Below are 20595 nucleotides of genomic sequence, written 5' to 3'. Positions count from 1 at the left end.
CAACTCCCACAGCCCGATCGCTCTTGTTTGCGGCATCATCATGTTCCTCCTTTGCCTTGGTTGTGCACATCATATCACGTAAAAAACGAAGTATGCATTTTATTTGTAAACTTATATAACATATTTTTAACATTAAAAATGAATAATGGCATAAAAAATCAGATCAATATACGGATGTATCATAATAAAGTGACTTTTTATTACATGAAAATGCGCACAAAAAAGCGGCTTCCGCTCGATCATGCGAAGGCCGCTTCTCGTTGGAGGTTGCTCATAGGGGATCATCAGTGGATCGGGCGGGACGCGAACAGCTCATCAATGATTCGCGCATAGTGGTCAATGCGCCGCTCAAGCTCATCCACTTGCTGCTCAAGCCGGGTCATATATTGGCGAAAGGTCATGGGAACGCCGTGCCGCTGTTCAAGCCGCTTCTCGATTTGCTGCCGCTCGCCGCAGACGGACACGAAAATGCGCATCTCGCGGCCAAACACCTCGCGCACCGTCTCGCCGATCAGTTCGCCGTATCTGATTTGCAGCCATTCACATTGAATCTCGTTCACACATTCGATAATCAGCCAGTCTTCATCCACCGTCGCAGACGTCGATGCGAACCAAGCATCAAAAGAGGCGCCAGACAATTTTTGCGCGAGCTTGGCTTTGACCTGTTCCCACAACAGCGTATGTTCCTTCACTTCTCTTCCTCCTTCCGCTAGAAAATGAGCAAAACTCAACAGTGATGGGACGAAACGATGCAAAACGAAGAATTCGTAATAAGAAAACATGACGTTTGCGTCGCGCTATGGGCGAAGTTCACCATTCGCTCCCCTAGAAGGCTGGTGAAAAACCGCGGATTCCCTTCATTAATCGAGAATGAGTGAAAAGCAGAAACGATGCAACAAGGTTTTTCTAGTTGAGAAATGACATTGTAAAGCCGTATCCACGATGAAATCACCAGCCTTCTAGAAAGCGGGGGATGTTGGGCAACATACGGCCAGACTTCACTATTTTTCACCGAAAGAAACCTTATCGAATCCGTTTTTTTTGGACAACATGCCGCTGCTTGGCGTCCGGTAACCATCGGTTCATTAGCCTTCTAGAAGGCTGATCAAAACCTCTTTGGCAGCCGCCTTCTTCCCTATTCGTTCGGCTGCCAAAGATGCTCACGCAACGCGCTGCGAATGTCATCCGGAATCCGTTCAGGACGTCCCGTCTCAAAATTGAAATTGACATACACCGCCCGTCCTTTGGCGCAAACCGCCCCATTTTGATGGATTTCCTCATAAATCGTCAGGCTTGTGTTGCCAATACGCTCAATACCGGTGTACACTGTCACATCTTGTCCGTAATACATTTGATTGACATAGTCGACTTCCATGCGGATGATTACCATCCGCCAGCGCCGAAACGACAAATCCGGCGTAAACAGTTTGAAAATTTCATGCCGACCGGCTTCAAACCAAACAGGCACCGTCGTGTTGTTAATATGACCGACACCGTCCGTTTCCGACACGCGCGGCGTGATGACCGTCGTAAACATCCTCTTTCCTCCCTAAAAACACCTCAAATGTATTCCAGCTCGTTGTCGTTCTCTTTTTGTCGAATCGAGACGATTGATGTATATTCGTTCGCTTCAAGAGGCGAAAATTCCTTCTTCACCGTCAAGAAAATGCGGAAAATGTTGCCTTTTGAGCGAAAAAAGCCGTAAACCCAAACATGGAAAACCACTTTCGCTTTCCAAACAAAAAAATACAGGAGCCAACCAACAGCCCCTGTATTTCTTCCTCATTCTTGGTTCGGCTCGACGATCGTCCCGGCAAACGCGGCTTCGTAAATCGCGCGGATGTCGGCTTCCAACAGCGGCATCGGACTGCGGGCGAGCAGCCGTTTCTGTTGAACGGCATCCTTCGTCAAGCTTTCTAACGCGCTTTCCGGGATGCCGAATCCGCCCAGCGTCTTCGGAATGCCGACGTCGGCGATGATGCGCTCGAGCTCCTCGACGCACCGATACGACGCTTCCACTTCGGACAAAAAGCTCGAGTTGCCGCCGAGCGCGTTTAAAATATCAGCCATTCGTTTCGTGCAACTTTGACGGATGTAGCCCATCACATACGGCAAAAGCACGGCGTTCGATTCGCCATGGGCGATATGAAACTGTCCGCCGAGCGGATACGCGAGCGCATGCACGCCGGCCACCCCGGCGTTGAAAAACGCCAAACCCGCTAGGTAACTACCGTTCGCCATATCCGTGCGCGCCTGTTTGTCCGTTCCGTTTTCCACCGCTTTGCGCAATGAGCGGGAAATGAGGCGCATGGCCGCGATCGCCAACCCATCCGATGTCGGGCTCGCGTTGACCGATACGTACGCTTCAACCGCATGGGTGAGCGCATCAATCCCGGTTGCAGCCGTCACCCGCGGCGGAACGGAAACGGTCAGCTGCGGATCGACGATGGCCACATCGGCCAACAAGTAATCGTGCGTCACGACATCTTTTGTCGTTTCTAAGGACAAGACAGAGATGTTCGTCACTTCCGACCCGGTGCCTGATGTCGTCGGAATCAAAATTTTCGGCAGCCCTTTTTTCTCGAGCGCCCGCGTTCCCGTCAAGTTTAGGTAGTCGGCGACCGAACCGTCATGCACCGCCAAAACGGCCGCCAATTTCGCCAAATCCAGCGCGCTGCCGCCGCCGACGCCGATGACAAGATCGAATTCCCCATCGCGGGCAAACGCCACCGCCTTTTCCCCTGTCGCAAGCGGCGGCTCGGGCACAACGTCTGTATAGACGTGCACACTGTACCCTGCTTGCCGGAGCGGAGACGTCACTTGCTCGACAAGGCCGATTTTCTCAAGCATTGGGTCAGTAATCACTAAAATTTGTTTCGCTCCCAACCGCTTCACTTCCGGAACCAAATGCTTAAGCGCCCCCCAGCCGACATGGCTGAGCGGCGGAAACACAATGCGGGCTACGGTCATGGTTCACTCTCCCCCTTATTCAACATTTTTTATAGGAATAATGGACACCGTACCGTATTGGAACAAACGACTTCCTGGTTCACCTGCTCGCGGCAACGCAACACAAGCTAAAATGCACGATCTTGCCAAGCCTCCTCCAGCTCCCGCTTCAGTTCCTCGACAAGCTCCGCCGCCGGAAGTTCCCGCGCCAGCCGGTATCCTTCTCCAGCCCAAAGCGACATCCGTTCCGGATCGCCCGCCTTGGCGGCGGCAGCGCGCAGCGGCTTCGTCATATGGTGCACGTGCGGATACGCCGCCGGCGCTAGATCGCGATATTCGGCCATAAAGCGGTTCGCCAGCCCGCGCGCCGGCCGGCCGGTAAACGCCCGTGTCACAGCCGTTTCGGTAAACCGCGGATCGGCAAGCGCTTGCTTATGGAGCGGATGCGCCCCGCTTTCCGGGCAGCGCAAAAACGCCGTCCCAAGCTGCACCGCGCTCGCCCCTGCTTTGAGCGCCGCCGCAATGCCGCACCCGTCCATGATCCCGCCCGCCGCCACAAGCGGGAGCCGAACCGAAGCGCGCACGTCGGCCAACAGCGGGAACAACGCGATCGCCTCATCCTGCTTTGGATCGTTGCGAAACGATGCGCGATGCCCGCCCGCTTCCGCCCCTTGCACACAAAGGGCGTCCGCGCCGGCTTCAGATGCAATGTGGGCCTCTTCCACCGATGTCACCGTCACGATCACAAACTCCCCAGCTTTCTGCAAGGCGGCGATCACCGCTTTGTCCGGGCAGCCAAACGTGAAGCTCGCGACCGGCACCCGCTCCTGAAGCAGCACATCCAGTTTCGCCTCCCAATCATCGTCCGTTACAGAAAACTTATAAGGCTTTATAAGATAGTTAAAAATCTTATAAAGACCTATGTTTCTTTCCTTGTTCATCGCACCCGATTTCGCCAAAGCTACTCTCGTTTGATGTGGTGCTCCGAAGGCTTAAACTCCCCACTAACGAATGGGTACATGTCAATAACCGCTTTTCGTGCTAGGCTATTGACTTACCATATTTTTTTAAGTTTATACTTGCGTTTACATCCCTATCTATTTTATTTCCACATTCATCGCATACAAACGTTCTTTCTGATAAAGAAAGTTTATCTTTTACAGCCCCACAATGGCTACAAGTTTTAGACGAAGGAAAGAATCGATCGGCAAGTATCAACTTGACCCCATTCCAAACACACTTATATTCCATTTGCCTTTTAAACTCGTGGAATGTTTGCTCTTGGATGGCTTTCGATAGCTTTCTGTTCTTTAGCATTCCATGAGTATTTAAGCTCTCCATGACTACATACTCTGGCTTGGTTTTCACCAAAGATGCAGTGATTTGATGAATATAATTGTGCCTGATGTGTTTCAGCCTTCGGTAGGTCTTTCGAACAAGGAATTCCAACTTCTTTATATTGTTTGTTTTTCTGTAACGGTATTCACCTCCTTCTGTTTTTATTTTATTTTTCTCATATTTCCTTGACCGTTTGCGTTGCAACCGTTTCAGCCTTTTCTCCAACTTCTTCACTTTGTTTGATTTGTTTATATTGCGAAACCTCTGCCCGTTGCTAACGACAGCTAAATGTTTCACCCCTAAATCGATGCCTATGCCATCAGTATAATTTGGACTCTTGTTTTCGACTTGTTCTACTCCTACAGTGAGCCACCAGTTTATTCCGTCAAATATGATTCTTGGGTTGAAATATTTTATATTACTCCCTGTTGGTATTCTGCCTTTTTCAGCCAACTTAACATTATTCAATGTTTGCTTGTTCTTTTTCTTCGAAGTAGTCAACTTTTCCAGTTTTACATGCGTTTTTGTGATTTTTATTTTTGCTGTGTCCTGATAAAAACTTGGTTTACTTCTCTTTTTTGACTTAAATTTTGGAAACTTTGTCCTGCCTTCAAAGAAGTTTTTGTACGCTTGACAAGCATCTTTAATCGCTTGTTTTGTTATATTATTTGAGTAATGGTTAAGCCAAGCGTATTCTTTTTGCTTTTTTAATTGTGTCAATATTTTTCTCAATTCACGATCGTTTAAAAACGTTCCGCCATTTTTGTAGTTTTCTTGTTGTGTAGCCAACGTCCAATTATATGCCCATCGGGATACGCCTGCACACTCAAATAACTTTGTTCTTTGCTTATTGTTTGGTAAAAGCATGACTTTATAAGTCTTGATCATCTTTTACCAACTCCTGAATCATTTTCTTGGCTTTATTCGCTCTTTTCCCCTGCAATTTACAACGAAACATTGTGATTATTTGAATTAAATCTTCAACTAACTCTCGCTTTTCTGTTTTTTCTGTGTTGTCTATTACTTCAATAGTAGTTCCATACTTTTGGCAAATATTTTCTATTAACTCATACCCAAACCTAACCAATCTGTCTTTGTATAGAATAACTACTTTCTCAACTTCTGAATTCGTTATCATATCAATTAATTGATTTAATCCTTTTTTTGTTGTAATTAATTTCGCTTCCTATGTCAGTTATAATTTCAAACCGATAACCTCTTGCGATCATGTATTCTTTAACATATTGAACTTGTCTTTCTAAATCATCTTTTTGTTTGTTACTTGATACTCTGCAATAGCCTACAATTTTTCTTTCTCGTTCAATGTTTTTTATACCAAGAAAATGATTGAGCTGTTCTTGTGAGTAATATCTAAACCCCGATGGCGCAACATATGCAGGTTTTAATACACCAGATTTATCCCAATTTCTTAATGTGTGCTCTGTTTTCCCTATTAGTTTGGCAAATTGTCCTATACTGTAATACTTCACAATTATCACCTATATACATAGTTTTTATAAATTGTATATAGAGTTTTACGAAATTTTATAAATTTATTTCAACTGTGTGTCACCTCCCATTTCGGCTCGCCGACTGTTGCGCCGAGCCGTTCCGCCTCAGCCGCCAATACGGCGCGATAGCGGCCAAGCGCCTCTCCATCGACCACTTTATCCCCCGGCACAAACACATTCACCCCAAATGGACGGTCCGTTAGCGCCCGCAACTTGTGAATTTCTGTCCTCATCGCTTCCGCCGTCTTGTACCCGCCAGCCAAAAACCCAAGCCCCCCGGCGTTCGACACCGCCGCAGCCAGTTCGGGCGTTGACACGCCGCCTGCCATCGGCGCCTGGATGATGGGGACGGGAAGTGTAGAGAACATGATTGATCTCCCCTCTCCTATCCGTAACTGCCGTATCTTCGTTGACTTCCCTTTACTCTTTCGTGCTCCGCGCAGGGAATTCCTGCCTCTTAGCGAATCAATATGTCTAGAAGGACGGTGAAAAACCTTCACTTCCCCATCAAACCGTGATTGCGGAAAGAAGCAAAGACTAGGTTTTGTGCGGCTTATCGATTGGAGAAAATGCATTCCCTCACATCAATCACCATCCTTCTAGTTGTCATCCGAGTCAAAGAAACAGGGAAGATTTTTAAACTTTTTTGAATGTCCAGGTTTCGCCCTCCCCTTTCCCGTTCTCCTTTCGACAAACCTAGCGGGTCATCTTGCTTGAACAAACAAAAAAACTCCCCAAGCCGCCAATGGGTTCGGGGAAGTTTTGCCGTCACGGGCGAAACGCCTTTAGTCTTTTCGATAGTTCCTTTGTCTGAGGGTAAACCTCGCGGTAAATGGCGAACAGCTCTTTGTATTTCGCCACCGCATCCGGCCGCGGTTCGACGATGGAATCGACTTGTTTGAACGCGTCGGCGCATTCCTTGAGCGAATCAAACCAGCCGACGCCGCAGGCGGCGATCATCGCGGCGCCCAGTCCCGGCCCTTGTTCGTTTTTCAGTTTTTCCACCGGGATGCCGAAAATATCGGCTTGGATTTGCAGCCACTCAGCGCTTTTCGCCCCGCCGCCGATCGAGACGACCGAATCGATCGTTTTGCCGCTCGCTTTGATGATCTCAACCGACTCGTTGAGCGAGAACGTAATGCCTTCGATGACCGCGCGGGCGAAATCCCATTTCGTCTGCGCCGAATCCACGCCGACAAACGACCCGCGAATATCGGCGTCGGCATAAGGCGTCCGCTCGCCGACCAAATATGGCGTAAACAACAAGCCGTTGGCGCCAATCGGCGACTCAGCGGCGCGCTTGACGATCTCGGCAAACGGCACGTCCTCGGCAAACGTCCGCTTCCACCAGTCAAAGCTGTAGCCCGCCGCCAGCGTCACCCCCATAATATAGTAGGCGTTCGGCTCGGCATGGTTGAAGTAATGCACTCGTCCAGCGAAATCTTTTTCCCCGCTTTGCTCATACGCCAAGACGACGCCGGATGTGCCGATGCTTGACATCATCTTCCCTTCCGCCAAAATGCCGGCGCCCACCGCGCCGCAAGCGTTGTCCGCCCCGCCGGCGAACACGTTCACCGACGCCGGCAGCCCGGTCTGTTCCGCCACCTCCGGACGCAGCGTCCCGACCCATGCCGTCGCCTCAACAAGCGGCGGGCAAAGCGAAAGGTCGACATCCACCGCCCGGGCAATCTCCTCGCTCCATGTTTTCTTTTCGATATCCAGCAACAACGTCCCCGCCGCATCGGATACATCCATCGCGATCTGCCCGGTCAAACGGAAACGGACATAGTCTTTGGGCAATAAAAACGTCCGCGCCCGTTCATACAGCTCGGGTTCATGGTTTTTCACCCACAACAGTTTCGGCAGCGTAAACCCTTCGAGCGCCTCATTTTTCGCCGCCGCAAGCAGCGTCTCTCGACCGACTTTCGCTTCAATTTCCCGGCACTCGGCTGTCGTTCGTGTGTCATTCCATAAAATCGCGTTGCGCACGACGTTCCCGTCGCCATCAAGCAACACAAGCCCGTGCATTTGCCCGGAAAAACTCAAGCCCACGACCGACTCCGGAGAAATGCCCGCCGTTTCCCAAACGCAGCGCAACGCCGTAATCGTCTTCTCCACCCAATCGTCCGGGCGCTGCTCACTATAGCCGGAATGCGGCTGGTAGAGGGGATAGGACTCGGTCCATTCCCCTCTGACTTGCCCATTGCGGTCGACAAGCAACACTTTCACCGCACTTGTTCCTAAATCGACGCCAATGACATATTCCACGCTCATCCCTCTTTCACGAACGAGATCCACTCGGCGCGCTGACTTCGAGCAAATATTGATTCAGCAACGTTTTCAAGCGCTCAAGACGTCCGGACGTATTGCGAATGTCGCCAAGCTGCAACGCGTATTGCTCCAGCTTGTGGAAGTCCGCCGTTTCTTCGACGATCTCGCGGCCAATGCCTTCCGTATAGCTTTTGTACCGCTCTTCGATGAATTGTTCAAACACGCGGTCTTCCAGCAAGCGATGGGCGACTTTTAAACCGATCGCAAAGCTGTCCATCCCGGCGATATGTGCGTAGAACAAATCTTCCGGTTCGAACGAGCCTCTCCGCACTTTCGCGTCAAAGTTCAAGCCGCCGCGCCCAAGGCCGCCGTTTTGCAAAATTTCATACATCGCCAACGTCGTCGTATACAAATCGGTCGGGAATTCGTCCGTATCCCAGCCAAGCAGCGTATCACCTTGGTTCGCATCGACCGAACCGAGCATGCCGTGGATGCGGGCGACGCGCAGCTCATGTTCAAACGTATGGCCCGCCAACGTCGCATGGTTCGCTTCGATGTTGAATTTGAAGTAATCCTTGAGCCCGTACGTTTGCAAGAACGCCAGCGCCGTGGCCACGTCAAAATCGTATTGATGCTTCGTCGGCTCCTTCGGCTTCGGCTCGATCAAAAACTGACCGTCAAAACCGATTTCTTTCGCATAGTCGACCGCCATATGCAAGAAGCGGGCCAAATTGTCAAGCTCCAGTTTCATATCCGTGTTCAGCAGCGTCTCATAACCTTCCCGTCCGCCCCAGAACACGTAGTTTTCCGCCCCGAGCCGCTTCGCGATCTCCAACCCTTTTTTCACTTTTGCCGCCGCATAGGCGAACACGTCAGCGTTACACGACGTCGCCGCCCCGTGAACGAAGCGCGGATGGCTGAACAAGTTCGCCGTATTCCAAAGCAGCTTCGTTTTGCTTGTTTTCATGTATTCTTCAATCATATCGACAATTTCATCCAAATTTTTGTACGTCTCGCTGAGCGTTTCCCCTTCTGGAGCGATGTCGACGTCATGGAAGCAGAAAAACGGAACGTTCAGCTTTTCAAACAGCTCAAACGCCGCCTCGACGCGCGCCTTCGCCAGATCCATGCCGCTGTACTTATTCCATGGACGAATCATATTGCCGACGCCAAACGGATCCGACCCATCCCCCGTAAACGTATGCCAATAGGCCACTGAAAAGCGCAAATGCTCCTCCATTGTTTTGTCGCCGACTTTTTCTTCTGGATTATAAAACTTAAACGCCAACGGATTGCGCGACTCCGGCCCTTCATACGCAATCTTGCCGATATTCGGAAAATAAGCCATGCCTAGGTCCCCCTTCATCATGAATCAAGTTCAATCAGCGAAAATGGCTTGCTTCGGTTTTATTATAACGCTTTCACATTTGTTTGTCTATCATATAAACAAAGTATTCTACAATTCTTTGTACAAAAAGTAGTCGAAATCGGCGTAGTTGTTTTGTCCTGAACCGTCCCGGCAATGCATGCCGACAAACGCCCCGGTAAACGCCGCGCGGCTTTTGATATAGTCGTCTGACAGTTTATACGATTCAAAGGTGACGGGAATCTCTCTCCAATTCACCCCATCGAAAGAGTACGCATAGTTGTACGTGGCCGTTTGTACGTTCACCCGTAAATACACATACTCGACATCATCAGGGACGACAATTTCTTGACCGCGCAACGGCTGGTCAACAACAAGATGGTCGCACGCCATTAACTCGAGAATCCGTCCTTTTTCCTCATGCCATGTCAATTGCAGCGTTGTCCAGTTTTGCGTATTATAGTAGTTCACGAGCCCAGCCGATTGTTGGATAGTCGTCGGACGAAACGCGACTTTCGTTTCCGCAACAAAGGTAAAATGCTGCCATCGTCTGGCGACAAACGCCTGCGTAAACCGGGAAGTGAGCGATTCTCTTCCGTACAGCCGCAAATGTCCCGGACGGGCCTTTAAGGTAGCGATGTCTTCCCCTAAAGGAATTCGTAATGTTTGAAAATGGTGGTTTAATGTATCACCATCAAAATCATCTTTTTCATCGTAATCGTTTTCCCACGGAACTTCTTTAACGTTCGGCCCGTCAATTTCTAACGAAGGACCGTTTCCCCCGACCACATAAGGCCATCCATTTTTCCATTCAAGCCGCTGAATCGCCGTTTCACGTCCGAGCGGACAATAACCGCGATGTTCGAGCAGCGGCTGGCCCTCCCTTGGTAGCGGCCGGCCGGTTAAGTGCACGAGAAACCACTCATCCGTATGAGTATGGACAATCGAAGCATGACCAGCCTTTTGCAGCGGGTTGCGCGGATAAGGCCAAGACGTAAGCAACGGATTGTCCGGATGCATCTCATATGGCCCATAGAGCGAGGTTGACCGGGCAATCGTTGCCGCATGGTTGTACCGCGTCCCCCCTTCCGCCGTCAATAAATAATAATACCCATTGATTTTATACAAATGAGGTCCTTCTGTAATTCGCAGGTCTGTTCCTTTGAAAATGATCTTCGGCTCACCAACCAATTTTTTCTGTTTCACACTGTATTCTTGTAGCACAATACCATAAAACGGGTGGTGGCCGACCCGATGATCCCAATACATGTTCACCAAGTATTTTTTTCCATCCTCATCGTGAAAGAGAGACGGGTCAAACCCAGAGCTATTCAAATAAATCGGATCCGACCATTCGCCATCGATCGTATCACACGTCACGAGATAGTTATGGCCATCTTTCCACTGTCCTTCGACGACTTTCACATCCGTATAAATAAGCCAAAATTTCCCGTCGCTATACGACAAGTGCGGAGCCCAAATTCCTCCAGAATCCGGATTTCCTATCATATTCAATTGACTTAACCGGTTTAACGGGCGCGCTACTAAACGCCAATTTTTTAAATCTTTCGAATGGTAAATTCTCACCCCAGGGAACCATTCGAACGTCGAAACGGCAATGTAATAATCATCTCCCACCCGGCAAATGGACGGGTCGGGATGAAAGCCGGTTAAAATAGGGTTTTTGATTTTGGCCATTTCTAATCCTCCTAAAAAGATGAAATTTAACCTTTTCGAAGAAAGGCGTCCATGAGCAGGCATTGCCTGCCAACTAGTCATGAACATCATTGCTCATGGATCGCCTCCCCCTGCTTCTAAGTGAAAATCAATGAAACCTTACTTACCTAAGCTTTAATAAATACCGTTTTAATCGATGTGAAAAACTCGATGGCCGCCTGCCCTTGTTCCCGTGAATGGGAGCTCGATTGCTTCATTCCGCCAAACGGCGCTTGAAACTCGACTCCTGCCGTTTCTGCGTTGACTTTGATCAGCCCTGCCTCAATGTCTTTAATAAATTCCAAAACATTCCCAATATTCTTCGTATAAATCGAGGCGCTCAATCCGTACTCCGTATCATTCGCAAGCTGAATGGCCTCTTCAATGCTGTCCACTTGAATCAACGCCAGTACAGGGCCGAAGATTTCTTCGCGGGCAATCGTCATTTGGATATCGACGTCTTCAAAAATCGTTGGCTCGACATAAAAGCCGTTGGCCAGTTCTCCTTCGAGGCATCGGTTGCCACCGTAAATGAGCTTGGCTCCTTCTGCCTTTCCTTTTTCAATATAGGACAAAACCGTATGGAATTGCGATTCGCTCGCGCACGGCCCCATCCATGTTTCAGCGTCCAGTCCGTTTCCAATTTTCAGCTGCTTCACCCGTTCGAGAAGTTTTTCTTTAAACGCCTCATACACTTCCCGCTCAATAAAGACACGGCTCGTCGCTGTACATTTTTGTCCTGTCGAACGCAAACCGCCGCTGATCGTGCCTTCGACCGCCAGTTCCAAATCAGCATCTTTAGCCACAATGACCGGGTTTTTTCCGCCCATCTCGAGCTGATATTTGGCCCCGCGCTCAAACGCCGCTCTTCCCACTTGCTTTCCAACCGTGTTCGAACCGGTGAACGTGACGCCATCAATTCCCGGGTGATTCGCGATCCCTTGGCCAATGACCGATCCGGAACCGCAAACCATATTGACGACCCCTTTTGGGAAACCTGCCTCATGGAAGCATTCGATCACCTTCGCCGCCGTCACCGCCGTTTCGCTTGCAGGTTTGAGCACAACCGTATTTCCATACACAAGCGCCGGCGCCATTTTCCAGATTGGAATCGCCACAGGAAAATTCCATGGTGAAATGACCCCAATGACTCCGAGCGGAACGCGGGTCGTAAACAGGAGCCCCTCGCTGTCGCTCGACGGGATCACATCACCGATTTTTCGGACCCCTTCCCCCGCATAGTAACGCAGTATATGAACGCCTCTCATCGTCTCCGCTTTTGCTTCTGCCAGAGTTTTTCCCATTTCCCTTGTCATCGTTTCGGCAATGTCCTGAAGACGTTGTTCTAAAATTTGAGCCGCTTTATACAAATACTCCCCTCGCTCGACTCCAGATCGTTTCCACCATGCTGTTTGTGCCTCTCTCGCTGCAGCCACTGCCTCATTTAAATCCTCTAGCGTCGAACGTTGAACGTATCCGACGATGTCATGTCGATTCGCCGGATTGATGCTCGGTTCTACGTTATTGCTCACTGAGCTGACCCACTTGCCGTTAATGTAGTTCAAATACGTTTTGATTTCCGTTTGTACCGTCATCTTCTCTTCTTCCCTTCTGCTTTTAACTTTTATTAGCAACGGCTTGTTGGGTTAACGATTTAACCGGATTGGACAACACCCCAATACTAGGGATCTCAATTTCAATTCGATCCCCGTCTTCAAGAGTGAACTGATCCGGTGGGACAATACATGTTCCCGTCAACAATACTGTACCGTCGAACACTTCATTGTCACGCATCAGGAAAGACACTAACTCATCGTATCTTCGTTTCAACTGTTTAGTATTGGCTCTCTCTTCCACAACGAGTTGATCATTGCGATAGATGCGGCAAATGATTGGCAGGTTATATGGATCTTCCACCGTCTCCGCAAGGCGGATGGCAGGTCCAATGGCGCATGAATGTTTCCATATTTTCGCTTGCGGCAAATACAGCGGGTTTTCCCCCTCGATGTCCCGACAGCTCATGTCGTTCCCAATCGTATAACCAACAATTTCGCCTTCCTTCGTAATCACCAGCCCTAACTCGGGCTCAGGAATTTGCCAGTTCGAATCGCTCCGCAAATAAATGGGGGCGTTCGGGCCGACCGTTCGGGCCGCGGTGGATTTAAAAAAGATCTCCGGCCTTTCCGCGTTATATACCCGATCGTAACACGTTTCTTGGCCCGCTATTTTTTCTGATGTTTCATAGTTCCTTGCCTCACGGCTTTTTTCATAGGTGACTCCCGAAGCCCATACCTCAGGGGCGACAATCGGAACGAGCAGATTCAGCTCGGCCATCTCGTTTTCAATTCCTTGTTTCCCGCTAATGAATGTTTGGATGTAGCGAAAAGTCGACATTTGGTGATGTTTGGCCTCGCGGACCACATCCATGAAATCCGTAAACGGAAGTGGATGCACGACATTGTCATCCGTCACCGCAGCCAATACAACACGTGAATCTTCTGCATAGCGGATCACTCTCATAAGCCTCTCCCCTTATTTGTTTTATATTAAAAAACTCTGTTTTATCGTTTTGTCAGAAAGAAATGGCCGTATTACACTGACAAATGGCCTTGTTGGACGTATCCCATTTCTTTCGAGATTTGTTCCGCTGCCCTTTGCAGCAGGTGAATTTCCTCGTTTAGCACGGTATCATTCACTTTAGCAGAAGACCGGAGTATACTTGACCGTATGGGAGACTGAAAAGCATAAATCACTTCGGTCCACCCATTACGATTTTTTCACTGTCGGAAGAATGATATCCCTTTTGTAATCATATACCGCCTCTTCGGCAATATGGAGCGGGACAACCCCATGGGCAGCGTCGGTATGCCCGATTAGCCGGTTGCTTGCCGCAATGCGCCGTTGACGTTGACGCATGTTGGCCATGCGTTGGTTGGCGATTTCCGCTCTCTCCTGTTTTACCCTTTCAAACTCGAAGACTAGTTTCCCATGTTGGAACGCTCCTTCATTGACAAATTCGATTTTCCGTTCGCGAAGGCCAATATATAGAAGATCTCCTGTCTTTAAGTACAAAATCCCTCCGCCGCGAATGGCTTCAGGAGTCATATGCCCGATAGCTGCCCCGTATGTGACACCGGAATAACGTCCATCGCTGATTAGCGTCGCGATCCGTTTTAACTGTCGGTTCGCATTAATATGCTGCATCGGGGTGAACATTTCCGGCATGCCGAACGCCTCCGGTCCTTGGCCAGCGATGACCACCGCGATTTTCAACGCCCCTTCTTTCGCCATGGCATCAAACAAGTCATCATATTCGCGCTCTTTCCATTCCTCAAACAAGTGCGGGGCGTTATGTTTCAATGCAGCGATCAAGCTCTGATGATGGAAACAGCGGCTCTGTTTCAACTTTTCAAGCAAGTCAACATCAAGCAGCCCCTCATTCGCCTCGTCCTCATTTTCGTAATATAGGACAAAAGCAATTTTCTTATCAAATTCATCTATTTGTTTTGTCGACATGCCGCTGATTTTCACGACCGCACTTTCAAAGAAATTCCCCGATAGAACATCGACTCCGCTGAACGGCCGTCTCGGTTTGGACAAAATGATGGGGTTGGTTTGAACATTCTCGGCTGGTAGCTGAGCCTGATTGACGGCCAGTCTTTCCCGCCAAGTCGTCCCGGTGACGGTTGGGGCATCGATATCCATCGGCACCCCATTGCTCATTAATTCGTAGAATACCGTTTCCATTCCCCTTATTTTCCCGCTGCAGCATTGGACCGCCAACGCGAAAATATCTCTTCCTTCGGTTAAGCTGTAGTCAAATAAATCAGGAACGGGCACTTCGTGGTGAATGCGGTCGTACTCCCACAAATCGAACCGGTATCCCCCATAAAGCATGGCCGCGACAATATGCATCATAATGTTCGTTGATCCGCCGGTAGCGCTATGAATGCGAATCGCGTTTTTAATGTTGGCCGCCATAAGATTGGCCACTCCATACACCGGGTCATTCATTAAATGAGCCAAGCTGTCGAAGGCCGCGTTAATCTGTTCTTGTGTCGGCGGAGCCGCCAACAGTTCCAAAGCAGGATGAATCAAGCCTAATCCAGCGATCAAATGCCGAGAGCTGTTGCCGGTTCCGTTAAAGGCGCAAACGCCGCCTTGGCTGTCGCATGTCGCTACGGCCAATCGTTTTTCATAGTCTTCGTGCTGCTCTTTTGTAATGATTCCTTTTCCTCTTGCCCGCTCGAGCACCCCTTGGAAAGCAGTATTGGAGGTACATTGCAAAATATATGCCAGTGCATCCCGCAAATCGTACGCGATGTCTTCTTCCCCGGCTAATTCCGCCCGATGGGCGACTTCCTCCAGTTCGGCATACAACTCGGGCGGAATCGTCCCTCCTTTTAATACATGCGCCGGCGCAAAGGTGGCGAAGAAAGGTGCCTCTCCCCGTTCCCGGCGGACACGGTCAAGATGCGCCAAGGCGCTGACCACACCGAGCGGCTGCTTGTCGCATCCTTGAATGACAAAAGCGCCGTGGTAGCTGTGAGCTTCCAGCTGGTTCACGATCATTTGCGCCACCGCATTGCGGCTTTGCAGCGAGTAGCTCATTCCTTGGTTGCTCTGCGCCGTTCCGTCGCACATGACCGGTGTCGAAAATTGAAACGGCACTCCCCCATTTTGCCAAATCCGAATGGCTGCCCGGGCAATCGTTTGAAAATCCATGATATGCGCAGGATGATCCGGCGATCCCCCTATAATCGCAATCCGGGGGGCGTTATGGTGCAGCCGATCGTAGATTTCCTCCAACGTCCAGTCTGGCTGTACCCCTTTTAACTCGGAACCTAAAATTTGTTTTGAACGGTCGAGCAACCCGGCTACACATATCGGCTCATTGGCCTTCCCTTGAACATTATCGCGGTATGGGTTAACCTTACATTCAATATGGGAGTACTTAACAGTTGACATAATAGTTGCCCCCCTTCGAAAACCATAGAGAATCCCTATTTATTCTGTACGATGAAGAGACTCTCTAAAAATTTGAGCATCATAATTTGTATGAAAACCATTGTCTGTGAATCGTCATTTTCATCATCGTGATTGTACCCTACAACAAACACAACGGCATCGGCTGTTTTTGCCAGTTCTTTTGCCTTAAGCAAATCCTGTCCATCACAAAACATCACTTCGCTATTTGCTACAATTTTTTATCCCTTCTAAAGGTGTTACAACATACTTTGGAGATACTCTGCTTGATCCATGATCACCTATATTTCCCTGGTTTCCAAGTTTTCCAATAACAGCGATGCGTTTTGTTTTCTCTTTTGAAAATGGTAAAACATTTTGATCGTTTTTCAAAAGAGTCATTGACTTTTCTACCGCTTCCAAAGCCAAGGCAATATGTTCCTTGCAACCAATTAGGTCCCTTGTACTCTTTATTGTCTGCCTCTGTAAATGCGAGCAATGTTCGGACAATGCGCAATGCAGCCTTGTTAATTGTCTCTTCGCTTACTTGGCCATTTTTGACGACTTCCACAAGTTTTTCGCCAAAGTATTTCGTATGGCACATTTCAATATCCATTCCACCATTGGCCGCTTCAACTGTATCTTTTACTCCCCAAATAAAGTCGCTGATTACAAACCCATCAAAATCCCACTTATCCTTTAAAACGTGATTCAGGAGATAATCACTATGTCCACAATGCACCCCCTGGTACAAGTTATAAGCGCTCATGACACAGGCAGCACCTGCATCAATACAGTCTTTGAAATGAGCTAGATACACTTCACGTTCTGTCCGTTTATCCGCTTTAACATTCACTTTAAATCTTGCATTTTCCATACTGTTGAAAGCATAATGCTTGACGCAAGCAATTACGTTTTCCCTTTGAACTCCTTTAACTAGTGCCGATCCCATTGCTCCCAAATTGATGGGCGATATTGTTTGTTCACTTTCACAACTTCGTCCTCCTATATCTTTTTATTGTTTTGTTGCAACGAACCCTTTTCTCCTCATCTTCTTAACCCTTTACAGATCCCGCCGCGATCCCTTTTACAATTTTCTCCTGAGCCACAAAGTATACTAATAGTAAAGGTAGGCTTCCTAATGTCAATGCCGCCATTATTCCTGGTACATTGACAGAAAATTCACCATAGAATTCCCTCAGCCCTAACGGTAAAGTTGCATTCTCTTTTGAATTTGTTAAAACTAATGCAAAAATAAACTCATTCCAAATATGAATAAAGTTATAAATGGCCACCGTTGCCACAGCCGGTTTTAAAAGCGGGAACAAAATTTTCCAAAACAACCTAAACTGACCGCAGCCATCAATTTTGGCCGATTCCTCTAATTCAGCAGGGATATCCTGAAGGAATTGCGTAAAAATAATAACAGACACAGGTATCGCAAATGCAACATATGGACCAATTAATCCCCAAATCGTATCATACAACCCAATGTTAATCGTTAACAAATAAATTGGTATCAATGTGGTATGGATCGGTATCATCATTCCGATCAGAAAAAGGATGAAAATAGGTCTATTTAGTTTAAATTTTATCCTTGCCAATGGATAACTAGCCATCGCAGATATGACAATTACTATAACTACTGAAACCGCTGAAACTATCAAACTATTGCCGAAATAGCGAAGAAAATTTGATGAAAGTACCACGGAATAACTCTCTAAAGTGAAATCTTTAGGAAGAGACCAAGGTGAAGTCATAAATTCTAGCTGACTTTTAAAAGATGAGCTAACCATAAGAAAATAAGGGAGACCAGTAAATATTAGTAGGATAATAGCCAATAGATAAAGCGGCATGTTACTTATTTTTTTTATAAAAGCCATTTAACTTCCCCCTTTTCTTTTTTGTTCAGAAAAGACGATGATAACAGTGATTACGAGTGCAATCAAAAACATAGAGAAAGATATGCTGCTACCATAACCCATATTGAAGTTCGTAAACGTTTCCTCGTACATATACGTCGCCATCAGTTCTGTCGAATTATTAGGTCCCCCGCCAGTCATTACATAAATTAAATCAAAATACTTTAACGAACCAATGATTGATAAAATACTTGAGGTAACAATTGTCGGCATTAATAGTGGCAATGTGATCTTAAAAAAACGCTGTCTGGAGTTGGCACCATCAATCATGGCAGCCTCATAGAGTTCTTCCGGAATACCTACAATCGCCGCCCTAAATAAAACCATATAGAATGGAGCATACTGCCAGCAAATAGTAGCAATAACTGCCCAAATGGCGGTATCTTCATTCCCTAACCATGCTCTTTGCAGTGATTCCAAACCAAGTAACCCCAAAATACGGTTTACTATCCCAAAATTCCCATCGTACATGAAAGTAAATAAGATACCTATAGCCACCGTAGACATTAAAAAGGGCATAAAGTAAACCGATCTGAAAAAACGCATTCCTTTTATAGGACTAAACAATAATAGAGCCATTATTAAACCAAGTGGCAATTGGGTCAACAAGGAAGAGAAAACCAGCAATAAATTGTTTTTTAGGGAAGCCCAAAATAATTCATCATGCAAAAGCTCTATGTAATTCTGTAACCCAATAAATTCAAAGCTGTTATCAATCCCCGACCAGTCGAAGAGGCTATAATAAAATGTCATCACAATGGAATATAAAACAAAAATACCGTAAACGAGCAGTGCAGGGGCCAAAAAACCTCCGATCACTAGGCCTTGTTTAATCTTCGAAGTCATTTTTTTCTTGCTAACTACCGACACCGGAACAGATGCGGTCGGCAATTGCCTAATGGTCGTCTTCACACTCTCTCCCTCCTCTTTTTAAAAGAGGACGGCATATAGCTCGATCCTTACAATATCCTTTTTTAACTCTTGTTTGACATAGTAAATGGATACATTGCAAGACCGGAATCCTATACGCCATCCTCTTTATATTTATTTTTTCTCTATAACCTCTTTGGCCTTTTGCTCAACTCTTTTCACTGCTTCCTCAGGGGTTATTGATAATCCAAAAAGTGCTTGGGTTGTATCTAAGTGTTCAGTCGCAACTTCCGTTGGAAGAGTTTGGTCATAATAGGTCTGCATAAACTCTGCATTTCTCAAAACATCATTAATTTTTTTGATATAATCATCCTCATATTTAACGCCTTTTATAGCTGAGATAACCCCGTCATTATTTGCCATTTCTTGTGCCGTTTCCTTACTTGCAAGCTCCTTTATGAGTTCAACTGCTAGGTCTTTATTTGGACTTTTTGCAGAAACTGAATACACCGGGCTAACTCCACCTACGATATCTTTATTAGTACCTTTTCCACCTTCAATTACTGGGAACATAAAGAATCCCAATTTTTTCTCAAACTCCGGCATCTCTCTTCTAATCGTACCCAAAAACCAGGTTCCGTCGATCGTCATTGCAGCTTTCCCTGTGTACATCAATTGTCTCGACTGACCTGTATCATAATTCAAACCATTTACTCCTTCTGGGAACGCCCCCATTTTCACTAACTTCTGAATTTCCTTTGCCGCTTGGACATATGCTTCATCATCAAATCCTCTACCGGTGCGTTCAAAAGCTTCTTTAAACAAATCTTTGCCACCGATTCTTTCTGCCAGGTACATCATGTAGAAAGAACCCGTCCACTTCGTTTTATTAGCCAATGCTAAAGGAATGATCCCCTTTGATTTTAATGTTTTTACAATCTCCAAAAATTCATCATATGTTTGCGGTTCTTTAAGATTATATTTTGAAAAAATTTCCTTGTTATACCAAACAGGAACAATGTCCATTCCAACCGGTACACCGTAAATCTTACCGTCATAAGTGGCGGGGGTAATCGCTGCTTCTAAATAATTGTCTTTGTCGATTTTATTTGTAATGTCCACTACCTGACCAGCATCAACAAAGTTTTTTAACCATCCCCCTCCCCAAGAATGGAAAACATCAGGAGGGTTTCCGGCACCCATGGCAACACTTAATTTTGTCTTATACGGGTCGTTTTCATACCTTACTAACTTTACAGTTACACCGGGATGTTTCTCCTCAAACCTCTTGGCAGCATTCTTAAGGGCAGTTTCTGCTGCACCTGTCTCGATATGCCAAACAGTTAATGTTTTCTTTCCAGAATTTGATTTATCTGAACCACTTATACTTGTTGAAGGAGCTTTTGGTTGGCAGGCCACCAAAAGAACAACTAATAAGATTGAGAGAATCGGCATACTCTTTTTGAAAAACTTAAACATTTCCCCCTCATCCCCTTTCATTAATTTTTCTAAGGATTTCTCGATTAAGGTCAGCCTGTAAGTGATTTTCCTGAAGCCATCTGTAAATTATCACTTTATTTCCGCACAAAAAAGACTCTTTTTTGCACATTCCTTCGGAATATCCCTCTCCCCCTTTCCGAAAGAATGTGCTAAATTTTTTGTGAATTATTTCGGAATGGGACATGGG

The 20595-nt window shown here is 47.2% G+C and carries 17 protein-coding genes and 2 pseudogenes; all 19 read right to left on the bottom strand.

All coding sequences use genetic code 11. The annotated features are described in order from the left end of the window. Positions 1-284 precede the first annotated feature (284 nt). The gene (locus tag ETC05_RS15880; protein WP_031409278.1) at positions 285-692 is read right to left on the bottom strand and encodes a DnaA N-terminal domain-containing protein; all 408 of its coding nucleotides are present in this window, start codon (positions 690-692) and stop codon (positions 285-287) included. A gap of 443 nt (positions 693-1135) precedes the next feature. Next, a complete protein-coding gene (locus ETC05_RS15875) occupies positions 1136-1537 on the bottom strand; it encodes an acyl-CoA thioesterase (protein ID WP_031409276.1) in 402 nt (133 codons plus the stop codon). 245 nt (positions 1538-1782) lie between these two features. Then, positions 1783-2970 (bottom strand): iron-containing alcohol dehydrogenase, encoded by a 1188-nt coding sequence (locus ETC05_RS15870; protein ID WP_171661406.1) that lies wholly within the window; start codon positions 2968-2970, stop codon positions 1783-1785. Positions 2971-3077: 107 nt separating this feature from the next. After that, positions 3078-3890: an NAD(P)H-dependent flavin oxidoreductase gene (locus tag ETC05_RS15865; protein WP_256371131.1), complete on the bottom strand. Its 813-nt coding sequence runs from the start codon at positions 3888-3890 to the stop codon at positions 3078-3080. Between the two features lie 100 nt (positions 3891-3990). Continuing rightward, positions 3991-5175 (bottom strand): RNA-guided endonuclease InsQ/TnpB family protein, encoded by a 1185-nt coding sequence (locus ETC05_RS15860; RefSeq protein WP_171661405.1) that lies wholly within the window; start codon positions 5173-5175, stop codon positions 3991-3993. Next, a pseudogene (locus ETC05_RS15855) lies at positions 5159-5777 on the bottom strand (IS607 family transposase). The gene ETC05_RS15860 and the pseudogene ETC05_RS15855 overlap by 17 nt, the downstream one beginning before the upstream one ends. Before the next feature lie 83 nt (positions 5778-5860). Beyond that, positions 5861-6166: pseudogene (locus ETC05_RS15850) on the bottom strand (nitronate monooxygenase); the annotation flags it as partial. A gap of 400 nt (positions 6167-6566) precedes the next feature. Next, positions 6567-8066 carry a xylulokinase gene (gene xylB / locus ETC05_RS15845; RefSeq protein ID WP_031409265.1) on the bottom strand — a complete coding sequence of 500 codons (1500 nt, stop codon included), beginning with the start codon at positions 8064-8066 and terminating at the stop codon, positions 6567-6569. A 13-nt stretch (positions 8067-8079) separates the two neighbouring features. After that, complete coding sequence (xylA, locus tag ETC05_RS15840; protein WP_031409263.1) at positions 8080-9417, bottom strand: xylose isomerase; 1338 nt, start codon at positions 9415-9417, stop codon at positions 8080-8082. A 108-nt stretch (positions 9418-9525) separates the two neighbouring features. Further along, entirely contained in the window at positions 9526-11133 is a 1608-nt protein-coding gene (locus tag ETC05_RS15835) for a glycoside hydrolase family 43 protein (RefSeq protein WP_031409262.1), read from the bottom strand. Positions 11134-11279: 146 nt separating this feature from the next. Continuing rightward, positions 11280-12746: an alpha-ketoglutaric semialdehyde dehydrogenase GucD gene (gucD, locus tag ETC05_RS15830; RefSeq protein WP_031409260.1), complete on the bottom strand. Its 1467-nt coding sequence runs from the start codon at positions 12744-12746 to the stop codon at positions 11280-11282. 22 nt (positions 12747-12768) lie between these two features. After that, positions 12769-13671, bottom strand: a complete 903-nt coding sequence (locus tag ETC05_RS15825; protein ID WP_031409258.1) for a fumarylacetoacetate hydrolase family protein — start codon at positions 13669-13671, stop codon at positions 12769-12771. Between the two features lie 246 nt (positions 13672-13917). Next, positions 13918-16119 carry a dihydroxy-acid dehydratase domain-containing protein gene (locus tag ETC05_RS15820; protein ID WP_171661404.1) on the bottom strand — a complete coding sequence of 734 codons (2202 nt, stop codon included), beginning with the start codon at positions 16117-16119 and terminating at the stop codon, positions 13918-13920. A gap of 222 nt (positions 16120-16341) precedes the next feature. Further along, a complete protein-coding gene (locus ETC05_RS17935; protein ID WP_237746950.1) occupies positions 16342-16458 on the bottom strand; it encodes a glycoside hydrolase family 3 C-terminal domain-containing protein in 117 nt (38 codons plus the stop codon). Continuing rightward, entirely contained in the window at positions 16415-17068 is a 654-nt protein-coding gene (locus ETC05_RS18245) for a glycoside hydrolase family 3 protein (RefSeq protein WP_202807096.1), read from the bottom strand. The genes ETC05_RS17935 and ETC05_RS18245 overlap by 44 nt, the downstream gene beginning before the upstream one ends. Before the next feature lie 103 nt (positions 17069-17171). Next, entirely contained in the window at positions 17172-17999 is an 828-nt protein-coding gene (locus tag ETC05_RS15810; protein ID WP_031409253.1) for a carbohydrate ABC transporter permease, read from the bottom strand. Next, positions 18000-18950, bottom strand: coding sequence for a carbohydrate ABC transporter permease (locus ETC05_RS15805; protein WP_031409251.1), 951 nt, complete (start codon positions 18948-18950; stop codon positions 18000-18002). 132 nt (positions 18951-19082) lie between these two features. Beyond that, complete coding sequence (locus ETC05_RS15800) at positions 19083-20387, bottom strand: extracellular solute-binding protein (RefSeq protein ID WP_031409249.1); 1305 nt, start codon at positions 20385-20387, stop codon at positions 19083-19085. 7 nt (positions 20388-20394) lie between these two features. Beyond that, a partial coding sequence (locus tag ETC05_RS17725; RefSeq protein WP_216366530.1) for a hypothetical protein occupies positions 20395-20595 on the bottom strand: 201 nt, incomplete at its 5' end.

Origin of the sequence: Geobacillus sp. BMUD (assembly GCF_013096845.1) — a bacterium.
Classification (GTDB): Bacteria; Bacillota; Bacilli; order Bacillales; family Anoxybacillaceae; genus Geobacillus; species Geobacillus vulcani.
This window is presented reverse-complemented; position numbering and strand designations above follow the sequence as displayed.